General features: G+C 58.2%; 19 protein-coding genes. 9 read left to right on the plus strand and 10 right to left on the minus strand.

The annotated features are described in order from the left end of the window. Positions 1 to 78 precede the first annotated feature (78 nt). Entirely contained in the window at positions 79 to 489 is a 411-nt protein-coding gene (locus tag A1WC_RS17970; protein WP_012542390.1) for a YbhQ family protein, read from the plus strand. Here the strand turns inward: A1WC_RS17970 and A1WC_RS17965 are convergent. From A1WC_RS17965 to A1WC_RS17940, 6 genes are all read right to left on the minus strand, one after another. After that, a complete protein-coding gene (locus tag A1WC_RS17965; protein WP_012542389.1) occupies positions 451 to 1557 on the minus strand; it encodes an ABC transporter permease in 1107 nt (368 codons plus the stop codon). The genes A1WC_RS17970 and A1WC_RS17965 overlap by 39 nt on opposite strands. Positions 1558 to 1686: 129 nt before the next feature. Then, positions 1687 to 2820 (minus strand): ABC transporter permease, encoded by a 1134-nt coding sequence (locus tag A1WC_RS17960; RefSeq protein ID WP_008805757.1) that lies wholly within the window; start codon positions 2818 to 2820, stop codon positions 1687 to 1689. Beyond that, the gene (locus A1WC_RS17955) at positions 2810 to 4549 is read right to left on the minus strand and encodes an ATP-binding cassette domain-containing protein (protein ID WP_012968663.1); all 1740 of its coding nucleotides are present in this window, start codon (positions 4547 to 4549) and stop codon (positions 2810 to 2812) included. The genes A1WC_RS17960 and A1WC_RS17955 overlap by 11 nt, the downstream gene beginning before the upstream one ends. Further along, the gene (hlyD, locus tag A1WC_RS17950) at positions 4542 to 5537 is read right to left on the minus strand and encodes a secretion protein HlyD (RefSeq protein WP_008805759.1); all 996 of its coding nucleotides are present in this window, start codon (positions 5535 to 5537) and stop codon (positions 4542 to 4544) included. Before hlyD ends, A1WC_RS17955 begins: the two co-directional genes overlap by 8 nt. Next, the gene (cecR, locus tag A1WC_RS17945) at positions 5537 to 6196 is read right to left on the minus strand and encodes a transcriptional regulator CecR (RefSeq protein WP_008805760.1); all 660 of its coding nucleotides are present in this window, start codon (positions 6194 to 6196) and stop codon (positions 5537 to 5539) included. The genes hlyD and cecR overlap by 1 nt, the downstream gene beginning before the upstream one ends. A 73-nt stretch (positions 6197 to 6269) precedes the next feature. Then, positions 6270 to 7193 carry a LysR substrate-binding domain-containing protein gene (locus tag A1WC_RS17940; RefSeq protein ID WP_012542386.1) on the minus strand — a complete coding sequence of 308 codons (924 nt, stop codon included), beginning with the start codon at positions 7191 to 7193 and terminating at the stop codon, positions 6270 to 6272. Between the two features lie 419 nt (positions 7194 to 7612). On the opposite strand from A1WC_RS17940, the gene A1WC_RS17935 reads away from it, so the two are divergent. The 7 genes from A1WC_RS17935 to ybiB all read left to right on the plus strand — a co-directional run bounded on the left by A1WC_RS17935 (position 7613) and on the right by ybiB (position 16508). After that, positions 7613 to 8944 carry an MFS transporter gene (locus A1WC_RS17935; RefSeq protein WP_016160529.1) on the plus strand — a complete coding sequence of 444 codons (1332 nt, stop codon included), beginning with the start codon at positions 7613 to 7615 and terminating at the stop codon, positions 8942 to 8944. 50 nt (positions 8945 to 8994) lie between these two features. Next, positions 8995 to 9744, plus strand: a complete 750-nt coding sequence (locus A1WC_RS17930) for an SDR family NAD(P)-dependent oxidoreductase (protein WP_016160530.1) — start codon at positions 8995 to 8997, stop codon at positions 9742 to 9744. A gap of 13 nt (positions 9745 to 9757) precedes the next feature. Then, positions 9758 to 10603 (plus strand): transketolase, encoded by an 846-nt coding sequence (locus tag A1WC_RS17925; RefSeq protein ID WP_016160531.1) that lies wholly within the window; start codon positions 9758 to 9760, stop codon positions 10601 to 10603. Then, on the plus strand, positions 10603 to 11595 hold the full coding sequence (locus A1WC_RS17920; protein ID WP_008805765.1) for a transketolase family protein: 993 nt from the start codon (positions 10603 to 10605) through the stop codon (positions 11593 to 11595). Before A1WC_RS17925 ends, A1WC_RS17920 begins: the two co-directional genes overlap by 1 nt. A gap of 215 nt (positions 11596 to 11810) precedes the next feature. Beyond that, positions 11811 to 13166: an ATP-dependent RNA helicase RhlE gene (gene rhlE / locus A1WC_RS17915; RefSeq protein ID WP_008805766.1), complete on the plus strand. Its 1356-nt coding sequence runs from the start codon at positions 11811 to 11813 to the stop codon at positions 13164 to 13166. Positions 13167 to 13353: 187 nt separating this feature from the next. Further along, positions 13354 to 15510 (plus strand): ATP-dependent DNA helicase DinG, encoded by a 2157-nt coding sequence (dinG, locus tag A1WC_RS17910; protein ID WP_016160532.1) that lies wholly within the window; start codon positions 13354 to 13356, stop codon positions 15508 to 15510. Between the two features lie 29 nt (positions 15511 to 15539). Then, positions 15540 to 16508: a DNA-binding protein YbiB gene (gene ybiB, locus A1WC_RS17905; protein WP_008805768.1), complete on the plus strand. Its 969-nt coding sequence runs from the start codon at positions 15540 to 15542 to the stop codon at positions 16506 to 16508. A 108-nt stretch (positions 16509 to 16616) separates the two neighbouring features. Here the strand turns inward: ybiB and ybiJ are convergent, their stop codons facing one another. The 4 genes from ybiJ to A1WC_RS17885 all read right to left on the minus strand — a co-directional run bounded on the left by ybiJ (position 16617) and on the right by A1WC_RS17885 (position 18464). Continuing rightward, positions 16617 to 16877 carry a DUF1471 family protein YbiJ gene (gene ybiJ / locus A1WC_RS17900; protein WP_004176772.1) on the minus strand — a complete coding sequence of 87 codons (261 nt, stop codon included), beginning with the start codon at positions 16875 to 16877 and terminating at the stop codon, positions 16617 to 16619. A 285-nt stretch (positions 16878 to 17162) separates the two neighbouring features. After that, a complete protein-coding gene (locus A1WC_RS17895) occupies positions 17163 to 17429 on the minus strand; it encodes a DksA/TraR family C4-type zinc finger protein (protein ID WP_016160533.1) in 267 nt (88 codons plus the stop codon). Between the two features lie 20 nt (positions 17430 to 17449). Then, on the minus strand, positions 17450 to 17710 hold the full coding sequence (locus tag A1WC_RS17890) for a DUF1471 domain-containing protein (protein WP_016160534.1): 261 nt from the start codon (positions 17708 to 17710) through the stop codon (positions 17450 to 17452). Positions 17711 to 17849: 139 nt separating this feature from the next. Beyond that, a complete protein-coding gene (locus A1WC_RS17885) occupies positions 17850 to 18464 on the minus strand; it encodes a flavin reductase family protein (protein ID WP_012968656.1) in 615 nt (204 codons plus the stop codon). 96 nt (positions 18465 to 18560) lie between these two features. On the opposite strand from A1WC_RS17885, the gene rlmF reads away from it, so the two are divergent. Continuing rightward, positions 18561 to 19475, plus strand: a complete 915-nt coding sequence (rlmF, locus tag A1WC_RS17880; protein ID WP_008805773.1) for a 23S rRNA (adenine(1618)-N(6))-methyltransferase RlmF — start codon at positions 18561 to 18563, stop codon at positions 19473 to 19475. Positions 19476 to 19477: the final 2 nt, after the last annotated feature.

The following is a 19477-nucleotide window of genomic DNA, read 5'->3' on the forward strand; positions in this document are numbered from 1 at the left end:
AAAAGATGCGGTGTTACGGAATTTTCCGTAAAGTGCGGTACTCTGAGTAGCAGAGAAAAATCCTTCAGGAGAGAAGCCATGAAGTGGCAACAACGTGTACGCGTCGCAACAGGTCTTAGTTGCTGGCAGATTATGTTGCATCTACTGGTCGTGGCAGTGCTGGTGATGGGATGGATGAGCGGCGCGCTGGTGCGCGTCGGATTGGGGCTGTGCGTCCTCTATAGCGTCACGCTGCTGGCGATGCTGTTTTTGCAGCGTCACCACGAGGCGCGCTGGCGCGATGTGGGAGACTTCCTTGAGGAGCTCACCACCACCTGGTACTTTGGCGCGGCCATGATAGCGCTGTGGCTGCTGTCGCGCGTGCTGCACAACAACCTGCTGCTGGCCCTCGCCGGGCTGGTGATACTGGCAGGCCCGGCGGTGGTCTCGCTGCTGGCGAAAGATAAAAAACTACGCAATCTTTCTTCGGAACATCGCATACGCCGCTGAGCCGGTGGTGGCCGCTATGACCAGTAGCGGCCACAAACTTCCCCACACAATCTTCAGACTCGCATCCTTCAGATAAATTTGCTTGGTGATATCGGTAAAATGGCGGATCGGGTTTATCCAGGTCAGATCCTGCAGCCACTGCGGCATATTTTCCACCGGTGAAACGTAGCCCGAAAGCAGGATCGCCGGCATCATAAAGACGAACACGCCGATAAACGCCTGCTGCTGGGTGGCGCACAGCGATGAAATCAATAAACCGAAGCCCACCAGCGATAAGCCATAAATCACCATCGTGAAATAGAACAACAGCAGCGAGCCGGCAAACGGGATCTGATAGGCCCAGATACCAATCGCCAGCACGATAGTCGCCTGCAGGGTGGCGACGATCAGCGCCGGCACTGCTTTGCCAACGAAGATTTGCCAGGTGGCGAGGGGCGAGACCAGCAGCTGATCGAGGGTACCCTGTTCGCGCTCACGGGCCACCGACAACGACGTCACGATCATCACTCCGATGGTGGTGATCATGGCGATAAGCGACGGCACCACGAACCACTTATAGTCGAGATTCGGGTTGTACCAGTTGCGCACCACCAGTTCGCTGTTGTTCGGCTTCGCTTTCCCCTCCAGCAGCTCCTGCTGATAGTTTTTTACGATCTGCTGCAGGTAGTTGGCGGCGATTTGCGCGCTGTTGGAGTTGCGCCCGTCGAGCAGGAGCTGCAGCGGGGCGGTTTGATAGTTGTCGAGATTACGCGAGAAATCCGCCGGGAAGCGTACCACCAGCAGGGCTTTTTGTTCATCGATGGTCGGCTGGATAGCCTGCGGGCTTTTCAGCAACAGGACGTGGGTAAAGGCTTTGGCGCGGGCGAAGCGCTGAGTGAGTTCCACCGCGTGGCGGCCGCTGTCTTCGTTGTAGATGGCGATGGTGGCGTTGGTCACCTCCAGCGTCGCGGCAAAGGGAAACAACAATACCTGAATCAGCACCGGCATGATTAAAATTGCCCGCGTTTGCGGCTCGCGCAGCAGCGACTGCAGCTCTTTGCGGATCAATGTCCATAAACGGTGAAACATAATTGCTCCTTTGGCCCATTCAACCACGCCGGGCGGCACTGCGTTTGCCCGGCCTGGGGGATCGGCGAACCGTATAATCGATGTTGGTTAAACCGTAGGCCCGGTCAGCGCAGCGCCACCGGGCAAAACCTAATCCAGACGCCGCTTGGTTTTTAACCACGTCAGGCCGATAAACATCACCGCCGACGCAATCAAAAACAGCACATTCACCAGCAGCACCACCGGAATATTGCCCGCCAGAAACAGGCTTTGCAGGGTGTTGACGAAATAGCGCGCCGGGATCACGTAGGTCACCGCGCGGATCACCGCCGGCATACTGTCTATCTGGAAAATAAACCCGGACAGCATAATCGACGGTAAAAACGCGGCATTCAGCGCCACCTGCGCGGCGTTAAACTGGTTGCGGGTAATGGTTGAGATCAGCAGCCCCATCCCCAGGGTGCTGAGCAAAAACAGACTGGTGATGACAAACAGGATCGGCAGCGAGCCGCGATAGGGCACGCCGAGAATAAATACCGACACCAGCATACAGAGCAACATCGCCAGCATGCCGAGGAAATAGTAGGGAATGAGCTTGCACAGCAGCAGTTCGGCGCGGGTGATCTCCGTCGACAGCAGCGCCTCCATGGTGCCGCGCTCCCATTCGCGCGCCACCACCAGCGAGGTCAGGATCGCGCCGACCACGGTCATGATGATGGTAATTGCGCCGGGGATAATAAAGTGCTGGCTAATAGCCGCCGGGTTAAACCAGTAGCGCATCTGCACGTCGATCAGCGGTTCAAAGGTTTCGCCGCGGTCTTCCGCCCGCTGCTGCTGCCAGATCTGCCAGATACCTTCCACGTAGCCCTGAGCGAAGTTGGCGGTATTGGGCTCGCTGCCGTCGGTGATGAGCTGCAGCGGTGCGTCGGCGCCGGCGCGGGCCATCTGTCGGTCGAAGTCCACCGGAATGACCACCATGGCGCGGATGCGCCCGGCCTGCATCATTTGAATCAGTTGCTGGCGATTATCGCTGACCGTGGCGTCGATATAGGGCGAGCCGGTCATGGTATGGACGAAATCCAGCGCCTCTTCGCTCTGTTGCTCCAGCAATACGCCGACCCGCAGTTTGCTGGAGTCGAGGTTAATGCCATAGCCGAAGATAAACAGCAGCAGTAGCGGGATCACCACCGCGATCAGCCAGCTGCTGGGATCGCGGACGATCTGCCGGGTCTCTTTCACGCACAGGGCGCGGACCCGCCGCCAGGAGAGAATGCTATTGCTCATGGCTATTCTCCTTATCCCAGCGGTTAATCAGGGTAATGAACGCCTGCTCCATGGTCGGGTCCGTCTGGCTGTCATCCGCTGCCTGGGCCTTCAGCGCGTCCGGGGTGCCGCTGGCGATAAGTTTACCGTGGTAAACCAGCCCGATACGGTCGCAGTATTCCGCCTCATCCATAAAGTGGGTGGTCACCATCACCGTCACCCCTTTATCGACCATGCTGTTGATATGCAGCCAGAACTCGCGGCGGGTGAGGGGGTCGACGCCGGAGGTCGGTTCATCGAGAAACAGAATATCGGGCTCATGCATCAGCGAGCAGGCCAGCGCCAGCCGCTGCTTGTAGCCGAGCGGCAGCTCGTCGGCGGCGTGACGGGCGATACTTTTCAGGCCAAAGGCATCGCTCATTCGGGCGATTTTTTCATTTTGCGCCCGGCCGCGCAGGCCATAGACGCCGGAGAAAAAGCGCAGGTTCTGCTCGACGCTGAGGTTGCCGTACAGCGAAAATTTTTGCGCCATATAGCCCAGATGCTGGCGCGCCTTGCCAGAGCTGACCTTAAGATCCATCCCCAGCACCAGCGCTTTGCCGGAGGTGGGCACCAGCAGGCCGCACATCATTTTGAAGGTGGTGGATTTCCCGGCGCCGTTGGGGCCGAGCAGGCCGAAAATTTCACCGCGCTTAACCTGGAAATCGACGTGGTCGGTAGCGGCGAAATCACCAAACTTTTTCGTTAACGACTGGGCTTCAATGACCGTTTCGTCTTTGCTGCCGTCAACACGATGGATAATCGCTCCCAACGGCGATTCGGCGGTTCCCGCTCCGCCGAGCAGATCGATAAACGCATCTTCAAAGCGCGGCGCGGTGTCGGCCACCTGCAGCGGCGGCATGTCGCCATGCTGCTGGACTTCCTCAATGCGGGCGTCCTTTTTCAGGATCAGGCGCACCGATTTGCCCTGGATCACGCCATCGCTGACCTGCGGCAGCTTCAGCGCCCGCTGCAGCAGACGGCGGTTGTTTTCCTGTGGGCTGGAGACGAGGAAACTGCGCCCGGCCATGGTTTGCGTCAGCGCCGTCGGCTCACCCTGGTAGAGCAGTTTGCCTTCGTTCATCAGCAGCACGTCGCGGCATTGTTCCGCTTCATCGAGATAGGAGGTGCTCCACAGGATCAGCATGCCGTCGCCGGCCAGCTCGTGCACCATCTGCCACAGCTCGCGGCGCGAGATAGGGTCGACGCCGACGCCGGGCTCATCCAGCAGCAGTACTTTCGGGTCGCCCACCAGGGTACAGGCGAGCCCCAGCTTTTGCTTCATGCCGCCGGAAAGTTTGCCTGCCAGCCGTTCGGTGAACGGGCCAAGGGAGGTGAACTCCAGCAGACGGTCGAAAATTTTCTTCCGCGCCTCGCCGGTGACGCTGCGCAGGTCGGCGTACAGGGTCAGGTTTTCCATCACCGTCAGATCTTCATACAGGCCGAACTTCTGCGGCATATAGCCGAGCACCGCGTGCAGGGCGCTGTCGTCTTTTAGCGGGTCGAAGCCGATCACGCTGGCGCGGCCCTCATCAGGCTTGAGCAAACCGGCCAGCATTCGCATCAGGGTGGTTTTCCCCGCGCCGTCGGGCCCCACCAGCCCGGTGACGTAGCCGGCGTGGATCGTGCAGGTGAGCGGCGCCACCGCTGGCCTGTCCATTCCGGGAAAACGGCGGCTCAGACCGTTTAAGGCAATGATGGCCTCACTCATGTCCGTTCCCGTGGTTAAAGGAGACGGTCACCGGCATCCCCTGGCGCAGGGCGCCGTCGGCATCGTTCACCACAATACGCAGACGATAAACGAGGTCGGTACGCAGATCCGGCGTTTCAACGGTCTTCGGCGTGAATTCAGCGCTTGGCGAGACAAAGCCGATTTTGCCGTGATAGGGCTTATCCGGCCGGCTGTCGGTATACAGCAGCACTTCACGTCCCGGCTGCGCCTGACCAAGGTTTTTTTCGTCAACATAGGCGCGGACCCATACCGGATGGGTTAACGACAGCGTCAGTACGGTGCCGCCGGCGTTGAGCATGGTGCCGGGCTCGACGGCGCGGGTCATCAGCGTACCGTCGGAAGGGGCGGTGAGCACGGTATCGTGCAGGTCCAGTTTGGCCTGGGCCAGCGCCGCCTGCGCCTGTTCCAGACTGGCTTTGGCCTGGGCAATCTCCTGCGGGCGGTTACCGGCGCGATACTGACGCAGTTTATCCTGCGCCGATTTGAGCGTTGCCTGCGCCTGGTCGCGTGAGGAGCGGGCGTTCTCCAGATCGTTGGCGGAAATCGCGCTGCTGGCGCGCAGCCCGAGCTGGCGCTGATAAAAGTTTTGCGCATAGTCGTAAGCGGCCTGCGCCTGTTTCACCGCCGCCGCGGCCTGGGCAATCTCTTCCGCGCGGTAGCCGGCCATCATCAGGTCATACTGCGCCTGGGCGGTGGAGACGTTGGCCTGGGCCTGCAGCAGGGCATTTTCATAAGGCGCGCGATCAAGCTCGCCGAGAGTTTGCCCGGCGCGGATGCTGTCGCCTTCGTCGACGGTCAGCGAAGCCAGTCTGCCGCCGACGCGGAAGCTCATGTTGACGGTGCGGATATCGACATTGCCATACAGGGTCAGCGGCTGCTGCCGGCTGCTCTGGTACCACCACCAGCCGCCGCCCAGCGCGGCGAGAAGAATCACGATCAGCAGAATGACGACGACGGGTTTTTTCATCAGCCCAAACTCCTTTGCGATAACCCATGCAGAATGAAATCGATATGACAGGTAATGACCTCGAAAATCTGTTCGGTCTTTTGCGCGTCAAACTGCGTCCAGCCGGTGCGTAGCAGGATGGTTTCACGCCCAAGACGGAAAGCCAGCACCTCGCCCAGCAGGGCGTGGGTGTGGAGGATCATTTGCGTATCACCGGCATCGCGGCCTGTCCAGGCGGCAATCAGCCGGGTGAGATAGTGGTGCAGGGGGGCGATCACCTGCTGGTGGATCAGATGGTAGGCGGCGGTCGGCGCCAGCTGCTCACGGGAAATGAATTTGCTTAAGTTGACCGTATCATCCTGGGTCAGCAGCAGGATCATGTTATGGCAGGCGTTGAGAATGAGGGCGCGTATTGCCTGGCGATCCGGCGACTTCCCGGCGAGCAGGGCCTCCGCCGCTTCGGCCTGTGGGCGAAAATTGTCGCCGATAAAATCGGCGATCCATTGGGCACAGGCGAGATATAAGTCGTCTTTCGAGCCAAAATAATAGGTGATAGCGGCGATATTCTGCCCGGCCTGGGCGGCGATATCGCGGGTGGTGGCATGCTGACCATACTCGCCAAACTGGGCGATAGCGGCCGCGATAAGCTGATTTTTTGCCTGTTCGCCTTTACTGGTCATCGCGCTCGGTAAAAGTTAATCAATCGATTGATTAACTTTAGGCCTCGATCGGCGGTTTGTCCACCAGCCGGGATCAAATATGGAACCCTTCCTCCTTCAGCTCCCCGGCGACCCAGGCGAAGAAACGCTGGACCTTCTCCTTCTGTTCATTGGCATGGGGAAGAACGAAGTGGTGCGCGCCGACCGGCATACTCCGCTCGTCGTCAAATACCGGCGTCAGCTGCCCCTGACGCACGTGCCCGCCGGCCAGCAGATTGCTTTCGAGGATCACGCCCATCCCCATTCTGGCCGCCTCGATGCTCATGTACGACCGGTCGAAATTAAAAATGAAGTTTTTATGCCAGCCGCGGACCTTGTGCCACGACAGCCAACTGCTCCAGTTAATTAAGGTGCTGTCGGAGTGGATCAGATCGCAGGCCAGCAGATCTTCCACCGCATGCACAGGATGGCTGGCTAAATAAGACGCTGCGCTGTAGGGCAGGACACACTCATTTTTAATGGTTCTGACCAACAGCGTTGGCCACTGTGATAGCCCGTGACGAATATCGATATCAATATTATCCCGGGAGAACTGGATGCTTTCGTAGGAACAGGTCAGGCTGATTTTTAACTCCGGCCACGCCTGGCGAAATTTATCCAGGCGAGGCATCAACCACAGCAGGCCGAAGCTCGGCGCCGAGTGAATACGTAAATAATCCTGATGGATATCATTGATCACCTGGCTGGTGGCCTGGCCAATCATATTCAGCGCCCCGGAGACCTCTTTGAGATATTTTTCTCCCACCGCCGTTAACATGACGCCTTTACTGCTGCGGGAGAACAGTTTTTTCCCCAGAAAGTGCTCCAGGCTGGCTATCTGATGGCTGACCGCCGAGGCGGTAATATTGAGATTCTCTGCGGCCAGGTTGAGGCTGCCGGTAGCGGCGACTTCAATAAAGGCCTGGATATTGCGTAAAGAGGGCATCGGCAAATTTTTATTGGGCAACGGTTGACTCATGGCAGCATCCTGGGCAGGGCGTTTCTAAAAGAAAATAGCGAACAGCGTGGCGCAGTCGTGATAGCCAGCATAGGGAAAAGGAAAAAAATGATTTTAATTTGTGATGGGCTTAACAATTTATCTCGTTAAAAGCGCGCGTGTCAGTAAAGACTAAAAATTTGCGGGAAGTCACTAACTCAATTTTTCTCAATCATAATTGAGGTTTTTTGAATACCGTTTCATTTTGGGGTTGTTATATTCCTCTCACAGGCCTGATCACAAACGGCGATGCGTTGAGATCGCCATTATAAAACACCTAACCACCTGTTTAGCTGAGCGAAAAGATATTTATCTTTTGCTGCTGTATGGAAAGTGAAAACGCGGTGATCCGAAGCGGCAACGGGCAGCGAAGTGGATGAGGTATAAGATGAGGAAACCCTATGTCACGTATAGATACACTAGTCTGTACTGACGCCAGGAAAACGAAATATCGTTTCGTGGTTTTGACGATGATTTTCCTGGTGTATGCCATCAATTACGCCGACAGAACCAATATTGGCGCGGTTCTGCCGTTTATCATTGATGAGTTTCATATCAATAATTTTGAAGCCGGGGCCATCGCCAGTATGTTTTTCCTCGGCTATGCGGTAAGCCAGATCCCGGCCGGTTTTTTCATCGCCAAACGCGGTACCCGGGGGCTGGTTTCGCTGTCCATTTTCGGCTTCTCCGCCTTTACCTGGCTGATGGGCACGGTGAGCTCCGTGTTTGGCCTGAAGCTGGTGCGTCTGGGACTGGGGCTAAGCGAAGGGCCTTGCCCGGTGGGGCTGGCTTCCACCATAAATAACTGGTTTCCACCAAAAGAGAAAGCCACGGCAACCGGCGTTTACATCGCGGCGACCATGTTTGCGCCGATTATTGTCCCGCCGCTGGCGGTGTGGATTGCGGTGACCTGGGGCTGGCGGTGGGTCTTTTTCTCCTTCGCGATACCCGGGATTGTGGCAGCGATAGCCTGGTATCTATTGGTGAAGTCAAAGCCATCAGAAAGCGGATTTGTTTCACAAAGTGAACTGGCAGAGATTAATGCCGGGCGTGAAAGTCATAATAATAGCGTACGCGAAAATATATTAATTGCCGATCGATTCACCTGGCTGGATAAAATCATTCGGGTAAAGAAGATGGCGCCAATTGATACGGCGAAAGGCTTATTCACCTCAAAAAATATTCTCGGTGACTGCCTGGCGTATTTTATGATGGTTAGCGTGCTGTACGGATTATTAACCTGGATCCCGCTGTACTTAGTCAAAGAGCGTGGCTTTGATGTAATGAGTATGGGGTTCGTGGCCAGTATGCCGTGCATCGGCGGCTTTATTGGCGCGATTGGCGGCGGGTGGATTTCAGATAAAGTCCTGGGCCGCCGACGTAAACCCACCATGATGTTTACTGCCGTGTCAACGGTGGTCATGATGTTAATTATGCTGAATATCCCGGCAAGCACCCTGGCGGTCTGTATTGGATTATTTTTTGTCGGTTTTTGTTTGAATATCGGCTGGCCGGCTTTTACCGCCTACGGTATGGCCGTTTCGGACAGCAAAACCTATCCAATCGCCTCTTCCATAATTAATAGCGGCGGCAACTTCGGTGGATTTGTCGCGCCGATGGCAGCCGGTTTCTTACTTGATAAAACCGGGAGTTTTAATTCTGTATTTACCTATTTTGGTATCTGCGCCGCCATTGGTTTGGTGGTGATTCTTTTCCTCGATGAACCACAATAACGGAAATATATCCTGTTAATTAATATGACGTAATGTCATGGAGTGAAACTATGTTATTAGAAGATAAAGTCGCCATTATTACTGGCGCGGCCTCCGCTCGCGGTTTGGGTTTCGCCACCGCGAAATTATTCGCCGACAACGGCGCGAAAGTGGTCATTATCGACCTCAATGGTGAAGCCAGCAAAACCGCGGCGGCGGCATTAGGCGAAGGCCATCTCGGCCTGGCGGCGAACGTCGCTGATGAAGTGCAGGTACAGGCGGCCATCGAACAAATTCTGGCGAAATATGGCCGGGTTGATGTGCTGGTGAATAACGCCGGGATTACCCAGCCGCTGAAGCTGATGGAGATCAAGCGCGCCAATTATGACGCAGTACTTGATGTCAGCCTGCGCGGCACGCTGCTGATGTCGCAGGCGGTTATTCCCACCATGCGGGCGCAAAAATCCGGCAGCATCGTCTGCATCTCGTCCGTTTCCGCCCAGCGCGGCGGCGGTATCTTCGGCGGCCCGCACTACAGCGCGGCAAAAGCCGGGGTGCTGGGTCTGGCGCGGGCGATGGCGCGCGAGCTTGGCCCGGATAACGTCCGCGTTAACTGCATCACCCCGGGGCTGATTCAGACCGACATTACCGCCGGCAAGCTGACCGACGACATGACGGCCAACATTCTTGCCGGGATCCCGATGAATCGCCTCGGAGACGCGGTAGACATCGCGCGCGCCGCGCTGTTCCTCGGCAGCGACCTCTCTTCCTACTCCACCGGTATCACCCTGGACGTTAACGGCGGCATGTTAATTCACTAAGCGAGGCAAACAGATGAAGATGACCGAATCACAAAAAGTCGCCGCGGCGGCATGGCGTATTCGCCGTTACGCCCTGCAAATGGGGGAAGTGCAGGGGCAGGGCTATATCGGCCAGGCGCTGGGCTATGCCGATGTGCTGGCCACCGCCTTCAGCCACGCCATGACCTATCGTCCGGAAGATCCCGAGTGGGAGGGGCGCGATCGCTTCCTGCTCTCTCATGGCCATTACGCTATCGCTTATTATGCCGCGCTGCTGGAGGCGGGCATTATCCCGGAAGCCGAGCTGGAAACTTACGGCTCCGACGACAGCCGCCTGCCGATGTCCGGCATGGCGACCTACACCCCAGGCATGGAGATGTCCGGCGGTTCGCTGGGACAGGGGCTGTCCATTGCCGTCGGCATGGCGCTTGGGCTGCGGCAGAAACAGAGCACGGCCTGGGTCTACAACTCCATGTCCGATGGGGAGCTGGACGAAGGGTCGACCTGGGAAGCGGCGATGTCGGCGGCTCACTATGGCCTGAGCAACCTGATTAACCTTGTCGACGTCAACAAACAGCAGGCCGACGGCGATTCACGCAAAATCCTCGGCTTTGAGCCGCTGCATGAAAAATGGGCCGCCTTCGGCTGGTACGTACAGCGCGTGGACGGTAACGATCTGCCGGCGGTGATGGCCGCCTTTGACAACGCGAAAAGTTATTCCGGCAACCAGCCGCGGGTCATTTTATGCGACACGCTGATGGGCAAAGGTGTGCCGTTCCTCGAAACCCGCGATAAAAACCATTTTATTCGCGTCGATGCCGACGAATGGCAAAAAGCGATTGCGGTGCTGGATGCTAACAAACCAGAAGGAGTGCTGTAATGAGCCAGAGTCAACCCCGTTTAAAAACGTCGGCGATGATCGCCTCGATTGCCGATGAGGGCCAGGCGACCATCTCTGCGCCCTTCGGCGTCGCGCTGTCAAAACTGGCGGCGCAGCGTCCGGAAATCGTCGGCATGACCGCGGACCTGTCAAAATATACCGATCTGCATATTTTCGCCCAGGCCTTCCCGGATCGTTTCTTCCAGATGGGCATGGCCGAGCAGCTGCTGATGGCGGCGGCGGGGGGAATGGCGAAGGAGGGATTTATTCCTTTCGCCACCACCTATGCCGCCTTTGCAACCCGTCGCGCCTATGATTTTATTCATCAGGTCATCGCTGAAGAGCATCTGAACGTGAAGATCTGCGCGGCGCTGCCGGGCCTGACGACCGGTTATGGCCCCAGCCATCAGGCCACTGAAGATCTGGCGATTATGCGCGGTATCCCCGGCATGGTCATCGTCGATCCTTGCGATGCGCTGGAGATAGAGCAGGCGGTGCCGGCCATTGCCGATCACCAGGGGCCGGTGTATATGCGCCTGCTGCGCGGTAAGGTGCCGCTGGTGCTGGATAAATACGACTATCAGTTCGAACTGGGTAAAGCAAAGCTGCTGGAGGACGGCAACGATGTGCTGATCATCTCCTCCGGGCTGATGACCATGCGCGCGCTGGAGGCGGTTGAAAAGCTGCGGGCCGATAACATCAGCGTGGCGGTCCTGCACGTGCCGACCATCAAACCGCTGGATGAAAAAGCGATTATTGAACAGGCGTCGAAGCCAGGTCGTCTGGTGGTGACTGCGGAAAACCACACCGCGGTCGGCGGCCTGGGGGAGGCGGTGGCCGCGCTGTTGATGCGTAAGGGTGTGCGCTGTGAGCTGGATACTGTGGGGCTGCCCGACGCGTTCCTGTTAGCCGGCGCGCTGCCGACCCTTCACGATCGCTACGGCATCTCCACCGCGAAGATCGTTGAAAAACTTAAGTATCGTCTGCGTTAATCGCTTTGCCATGACGCACCAGGCCGCTGAGCTCGCTCAGCGGCCTTCTCATGCCCGCCAGCCAGGCGCGGTATTCTTTTGCAGATTTTATGCGGCCTGTCACAAAATCTGCTAGACTGCGCCCCTTCATGGCATTGTGGTTTTTGCCATCTCTTATCGCAATAATCTCCCTGAAAACTACGCCCTTCACCGGGCCGGGGCGGTTCGGAGTTGTTATGTCTTTTGATTCCCTTGGCCTGAATCCCGATATCCTGCGCGCTGTCGCTGAGCAGGGCTACGTTGAGCCGACCCCTATCCAACAGCAGGCGATCCCGGCAGTAATGCAGGGGCGCGACCTGATGGCCAGCGCCCAGACCGGTACCGGTAAGACGGCGGGCTTTACCCTGCCGCTGCTGCAGCGCCTGATTGACAAAGAGCCGCACGCAAAGGGTCGCCGTCCGGTACGCGCGCTGATCCTGACCCCGACCCGTGAGCTGGCGGCGCAGGTGGGCGAGAACGTCCGCGATTACAGCAAGTACCTGAATATTCGCTCGCTGGTGGTATTCGGCGGCGTGAGCATCAACCCGCAGATGATGAAGCTGCGCGGTGGCGTCGACATCCTCGTTGCCACCCCGGGCCGTCTGCTGGACCTCGAACATCAGAACGCGGTCAGCCTTGATAGCGTGGAAATCCTTGTGCTGGACGAAGCGGACCGCATGCTGGATATGGGCTTTATCCATGACATCCGTCGCGTACTGGCTAAACTGCCGGCGCGTCGACAGAACCTGCTGTTCTCGGCCACCTTCTCCGACGAGATCAAGGGCCTGGCCGAGAAACTGCTGCACAACCCGCTGGAAGTGGAAGTGGCGCGTCGCAACACCGCGTCCGAGCAGATCACCCAGCACGTCCATTTCGTTGATAAGAACCGCAAGCGCGAACTGTTGTCGCAGCTGATCGGCGAAGGCAACTGGCAGCAGGTGCTGGTGTTTACCCGCACCAAGCATGGCGCCAACCACCTCGCGGAGCAGCTTAATAAAGACGGCATCCGCAGCGCGGCGATCCATGGCAACAAGAGCCAGGGAGCGCGTACCCGCGCGCTGGCCGACTTTAAATCCGGCGGCATTCGCGTGCTGGTGGCGACCGATATCGCCGCCCGTGGTCTGGATATCGAAGAGCTGCCGCACGTGGTGAACTACGAGCTGCCGAACGTACCGGAAGATTACGTCCACCGTATCGGCCGTACCGGTCGCGCGGCGGCCACCGGTGAAGCCTTGTCGCTGGTGTGTGTGGATGAGCATAAGCTGCTGCGCGATATCGAGCGCCTGCTGAAAAAAGAGATCCCGCGCATCGCGATTGCCGGATATGAGCCGGATCCGTCCATTAAAGCCGAACCTATCCAGAACGGTCGCCAGCAGCGCGGCGGCGGTCGTGGGCAAGGTCAGGGACGCGGTGGCCAGGGTCAGGGACGCAGCGGACAGCCGCGCAGCCAGAACAGCGCCCCGCGCCGTCAGGACGGCGAGGCGCCGAAAGCGCGTACGCAGGACGGCAAACCGCCGCGCCGCCGTCGTCCGCGTAAACCGGCTGGCGAATAACACGATGATGCCCCGGCCGCGATAACGCGGCCCGGCTCAGGCCCGTCTGTCCGCTACGCGGCGGCGGGCCTTTTTCTTTCCATTACACTATTTGTCGAGCACGCTTCCACACTCAGCAGAAAGCAATACCTCCAGGCGGGCAAAAATGGCACAATAGTGGCTGTTTATACAGTATTCAGGTTTTCTCATGGCTTTGACCGCTGCGCTGAAAGCGCAAATCGCCGCCTGGTATAAGGCGCTTCAGGAACAGATCCCGGACTTTATTCCCCGCCCCCCGCAGCGGCAGATGATCGCCGATGTGGCGAAAACTCTCGCCGGGGAAGAGGGCAGGCATCTGGCTATCGAAGCGCCGACCGGCGTAGGTAAAACGCTGTCATACCTGATCCCGGGCATCGCCATCGCCCGGGAGGAACAAAAAACGCTGGTGGTCAGCACCGCCAACGTCGCCCTGCAGGATCAAATCTACAGTAAAGACCTGCCGCTGCTGCGTAAAATTATTCCCGACCTGCGCTTTACCGCCGCCTTCGGTCGTGGGCGCTACGTCTGTCCGCGTAACCTGACGGCGCTGGCCAGCACCGAGCCGTCGCAGCAGGATCTGCTGGCCTTCCTCGATGACGATCTCACCCCGAACAACCAGGCCGAGCAGAAGCTGTGTGCGACCCTGAAGCAGGACCTCGACAGCTACCGCTGGGACGGCCTGCGCGATCATACCGATAAAGCCATCGATGACGCGCTGTGGAGCCGGCTGAGCACCGATAAGGCCAGCTGCCTGAACCGCAACTGCCACTACTATCGCGAGTGCCCGTTCTTCGTGGCACGGCGGGAAATTCAGGAGGCGGAAGTGGTGGTGGCCAACCATGCGCTGGTGATGGCGGCGATGGAGAGCGAGGCAGTGCTGCCGGAGCCGAAAAACCTGCTGTTGGTCCTCGATGAAGGCCATCATCTGCCGGACGTCGCCCGCGACGCGCTGGAGATGAGCGCTGAGATCACCGCCCCCTGGTTTCGCCTGCAGCTGGATCTGTTCTGCAAGCTGGTCGCCACCTGCATGGAGCAGTTTCGTCCGAAAACCACACCGCCGCTGGCCAATCCGGAGCGGCTCACCGGCCATTGCGAAGAGCTGTTCGAGCTGATTGCGTCGTTGAATAATATTCTCAATCTCTACATGCCCGCCGGTCAGGAAGCGGAGCATCGCTTCCCGATGGGCGAACTGCCGCAGGAGGTGATGGAGATCTGCCAGCGGCTGGCGAAGCTCACCGAGATGCTGCGCGGGCTGGCGGAGCTGTTTCTTAACGATCTCAGCGAAAAGACCGGCAGCCATGACGTGGTGCGCCTGCATCGGGTGCTGCTGCAGATGAACCGCGCGCTCGGCATGTTTGAAAGCCAAAGCAAGCTATGGCGCCTGGCGTCGCTGGCGCAATCCTCAGGCGCGCCGGTAACCAAATGGGCGACGCGAATGGTGCGCGACGGCCAGATCCATGTCTGGTTCCACTGTGTCGGCATCCGCGTTAGCGATCAGCTGGAACGGCTGCTGTGGCGCAGCGTGCCGCATATCGTCGTGACGTCAGCGACGCTGCGCTCGCTAAACAGCTTCTCGCGCCTGCAGGAGATGAGTGGTCTGAAGGAGAAAGCGGGTGACCGCTTCGTGGCGCTGGATTCGCCGTTCAACCACGTGGAGCAGGGGAAAATTATTATTCCTCAAATGCGCTATGAACCGCTGATGGATAACGAAGAGCAGCACATTGCCGAGATGGCGGCCTATTTTCGCCAGCAGGTAGAGAGCAAGAAACATCTCGGGATGCTGGTGCTGTTTGCCAGCGGGCGGGCGATGAACCGCTTCCTGGAGCATGTGACCGATCTGCGCCTGATGCTGCTGGTGCAGGGCGACCAGCCGCGCTATCGGCTGGTGGAGCTGCATCGCAAACGGGTGGAAAGCGGCGAGCGCAGCGTGCTGGTGGGTCTGCAGTCCTTTGCCGAAGGGCTGGATTTAAAGGGTGATCTGCTAAGCCAGGTACATATCCATAAAATCGCCTTTCCGCCCATCGACAGCCCGGTGGTGATCACCGAAGGCGAATGGCTGAAAAGCCTTAATCGTTACCCTTTCGAGGTACAGAGTTTGCCCAGCGCCTCCTTTAATCTTATTCAGCAGGTGGGGCGTCTGATCCGCAGCCATCACTGCTGGGGAGAGGTGGTGATTTACGATAAGCGTCTGTTGACCAAAAACTATGGCGCGCGTCTACTGAACGCGTTACCTGTTTTTCCCATAGAGCAGCCGGGCGTCCCGGAGGTTATAGTAAAACGGAAAGCAAAACAGACAGCAAAACAGTCAGGCCGCAAACGTCGCTGACGCCGGCGCGTGATGCACCAGGGGGAGCCATGGAGTACAGCAAAATTATAAAAGAGGTGGGTCGCGGTAAGAATCATGCCCGCGACCTCGATGAAGAGACCGCCCGTGCGCTCTATGCGCGGATGCTGGACGGCGAGGTGCCGGAGCTGGAGCTGGGGGGAATATTAATCGCCCTGCGCATCAAAGGCGAAGGCGAAGCGGAGATGAAAGGGTTTTACGCGGCGATGCAGCAGCATACGCTGCGCCTGACCCCGCCGGCCGGCAAGCCGATGCCGATTGTCATCCCCAGCTACAACGGCGCGCGCAAGCAGGCGAACCTGACGCCGCTGCTGGCGATGCTTCTGCACAAGCTGGGGTTTCCGGTGGTGGTTCACGGCGTCAGTCACGATCCCACCCGGGTGCTGACCGAGACCATTTTTACCCTGCTGGATATTCCGGCCACCCGGCACGCCGGACAAGCTCAGGCGCAGCTGGAGGGCCATGAACCGGTGTATATCCCGGTGGGGGCTTTCTGTCCGCCGCTGGAGAAACAGCTGGCGATGCGCTGGCGGATGGGCGTGCGCAACAGCGCCCATACCCTGGCCAAGCTGGCTACACCGTTTGGCGAAGCGGAGGCATTGCGTCTCTCCAGCGTGTCGCATCCGGAATATGTTCCGCGGGTGGCGAACTTCTTTCGTGAGACCGGTGGCCGCGCGCTGTTGATGCACGGTACCGAGGGCGAAGTGTATGCCAACCCGCAGCGCTGCCCGCAGATCAGCCTGATCGATGAGCAGGGCGTGCGGGTGCTGTACGAACGCCAGACTGAGACGGCAGCGGAGGCGGTGGTCCTGCCGGCCTCGAAAGATCCTGAGGTCACCGCGCGCTGGATCGAGCGCTGCGTCGCCGGCGTCGAACCGGTGCCCCACTCGTTGAAAATTCAGCTTGCCTGTTGTCTGCTGGCCAGCGGGGAAGTCACCACCCTGGAGCAGGGCCTCAGCCGCGTCAACGACTGCTGGTGATCGGATCTGCAGGATAAAAAAAAGCCCGTCCGGTGGCTCGGACGGGCAAGGCAAGGGTATTAAAGGTCTTTTCAGGGTTAATTCAGTGGCTTACAGAGGGAACAGCGATTATTTATAGATAACCGCAGTACCGCTCAGTTTGTTGTTGGTGTTAGCGGAAGTAATGCTGTAGCCGGTCGCGCCAGCGGCTTCGGCTTTAGCAGCCAGTTTTGCTTCCAGACCATCTAAAGTGGTTGCGCCTTGCGCAGACACCACACCGATTTTATTCATGCTTTCAGCCTGAGCGGGGGTGACCGGTTCGGCGGCAAAGGCGCCGAAGGAAAGGGCGGTCAGAGCGATGGCAGCGGCAGCATATTTGATGTTTTTCATAGTTAATCTCTCGCAGGTTGTTCTGTTCAGGGGACGATGTTCCGTCGATGTGATAAGTATCACGCTTTTTTGCGGGAGATAAAATCGAAGGAAATTCACAGTCTTCATCGAATTTTTTGAATGATTAATAATTTACTGATTATTAATAAATTATTTCTCATTCTTTTCGTCACGAAGCGTAGCGAGGAAGACCGACGCGTTTAAGGGCACATATTGCGACTTTTTCCGCCAAAAAATGTGCGCGAAAAGATAATGCGAAAGGCTGTCATGAACGGTAAAGGAAAGTCAGCGTAGCTGGCTATCCTTGGATACGCGGCGATTATATCCTGAAAATGTATTGTTATGTAAATCTTTCTCCTGCTGGCACTTCACGCAATATCTGACCCCTGGGATGGCCTGTCGACGGGCCTCCGGAATCGGCTCTCCACATTCATCACAAAATTTGTTGCTTTCGCCGCGCGGAAGCTCACGGCGCGCGCGAGCCACCGCATCGTCAATGGTGCTGTCGATCTGATCCTGAACGGCCCCATCGCCTGCCCAACCTGATGCCATCGTCTGCCTCCTGTGAAAGGTTATTGATAAATTATAGCTGAACCGTGCAGTCGGTTACCGCTACTGGCGGCATTGACCCGCCAGGCTATCGCCCCCTGGCGGTGGGCCTTATCCGCGAGGGCGGCCACCAGATCATCAAGGGTGCTGGCACCGGAGGCGGAGACGGTGCCGACAGGGCGGAGCGGCCCGGCATAGGGCAGTACGGGTGTCGGTGGCAGGGGAGAGGCCGCGGTGGCATGAGCGGTGAGCGCAGCGGCGAATAGCAGCGAGGTGATTTTCATCAGCATATCCTCATAAACAGCATGGGACATAGCTTAAGTGTAGGTCTTTCCCGACCGTGCGATAGGGAATTTTTAATGCAAAACAAGGCGTTTAGTAGGCTACCGGCGCAGGGCAGCGGTACTCTGGCCGGTAGATTATTTAGCGGGCGTCAGGGCGGATCATGTCAAAACGCAGACTATCATCAATACTGTAATAGGCGCTCGGACCTCCGGCGCGCAGGATCGGCTGGGCGCGGGCGGTTTGATAGATGCCGTTGTCCAGCAGTGATTCATCAATATGCACGGCGACCACTTCGCCGAGCACCAGCCACGTATCAACAGGGTTACCGTCGGCGGTGGTGAGTTGAATACATTGCGACAGACGGCACTCAAAGTTCACCGGGCTCTCCGCGACTCGGGGGGCGCTGACCAGGCGGCTGGCGGCGGCGGTGAGACCGGCGCGCACGAACTCGTCCTCATGGTGCGGGATCGAGGCAGACGTTTCATTCATCGCCACGGCCAGCGGTCGCGTCGCCAGGTTCCAGACGAACTCCTTTGTTTCGACGATATTTCGCACGCTGTCTTTCCAGCCGCTGCTGGCGAAACCAATGATCGGCGGGCGATAGTTAAAGCAGTTAAAAAAGCTGTATGGCGCCAGATTTCGCTGGCCCTCGGCGTCCTGCGAGGCGATCCAGCCTATCGGGCGAGGCCCGATTATCGCGTTCAGCGGGTCGTGCGGCAGGCCGTGGCCCTGCGAAGGTTGATAAAAGTACATGCTGCACCTGTCACGGATAAAGGAGATATCCAGACTCCCTTATTTACCGCGCCGCCGTCAACGGGTATCTTACGCGGCTGTTCAAAGGAGATTGTCATGAAAGCCCAGAAACCGGGGTTACACCCGCGTAACCGCCACCATCAACGCTACGACCTGCCTGCGCTCTGCCAGGCGCATCCTGACCTGCAGGGATACATTACGCTCAATCCGCTGGGTGAGCAGACCATTGATTTTGCCAATCCGCAGGCAGTAAAGGCGTTGAATAAAGCGCTGCTGGCGCATTTCTACGCGGTCAAACACTGGGACATTCCTGACGGTTTTCTCTGTCCGCCGGTGCCCGGGCGTGCCGATTATATTCATCATCTGGCGGATCTGCTGGCGCAGGATAGTGGCGAGGTGCCGAAGCAAGCCACGATCCTTGATATTGGTACCGGCGCCAACCTCATCTATCCCCTGATCGGCGTTCACGAGTACGGCTGGCGCTTTACCGGCAGCGAAATCAGCCCGGAAGCCTTCGCCAGCGCGCAGGCGATTGTCAATGGCAACCCCGGATTGACCCGGCAGATCCGTCTGCGTCGGCAAAAAGAGAGCCAGGCCATCTTCCACGGCGTCATCCACAAAAACGAGACCTATGACGCCACGCTGTGTAATCCGCCGTTCCATGACTCCGCAGAGAGCGCCCGGGCGGGCGGTGAGCGCAAGCGCCGCAATCTCGGACTCGGCGCCGACAGCGCGCTTAACTTTGGCGGTCAGCAGCAGGAGCTGTGGTGCGAAGGAGGCGAAGTGGCCTTTATCTCGCAGATGATCCGCGAAAGTCAGGCCTTCGCCCGCCAGGTGAAATGGTTTACCTCGCTGGTGTCGCGCGGCGACAATCTGCCGCCGCTCTACCGCCTGCTGACCGAGGTTGGGGCCGTGAAAGTGGTGAAAAAAGAGATGGCCCAGGGGCAAAAGCAGAGCCGCTTTATCGCCTGGAGCTTTATGGACGACGCCAAACGCCGCCGTCCGTTCTAACG

This window comes from Klebsiella sp. KTE92 (assembly GCF_000398905.1).
GTDB lineage: Bacteria > Pseudomonadota > Gammaproteobacteria > Enterobacterales > Enterobacteriaceae > Klebsiella > Klebsiella variicola.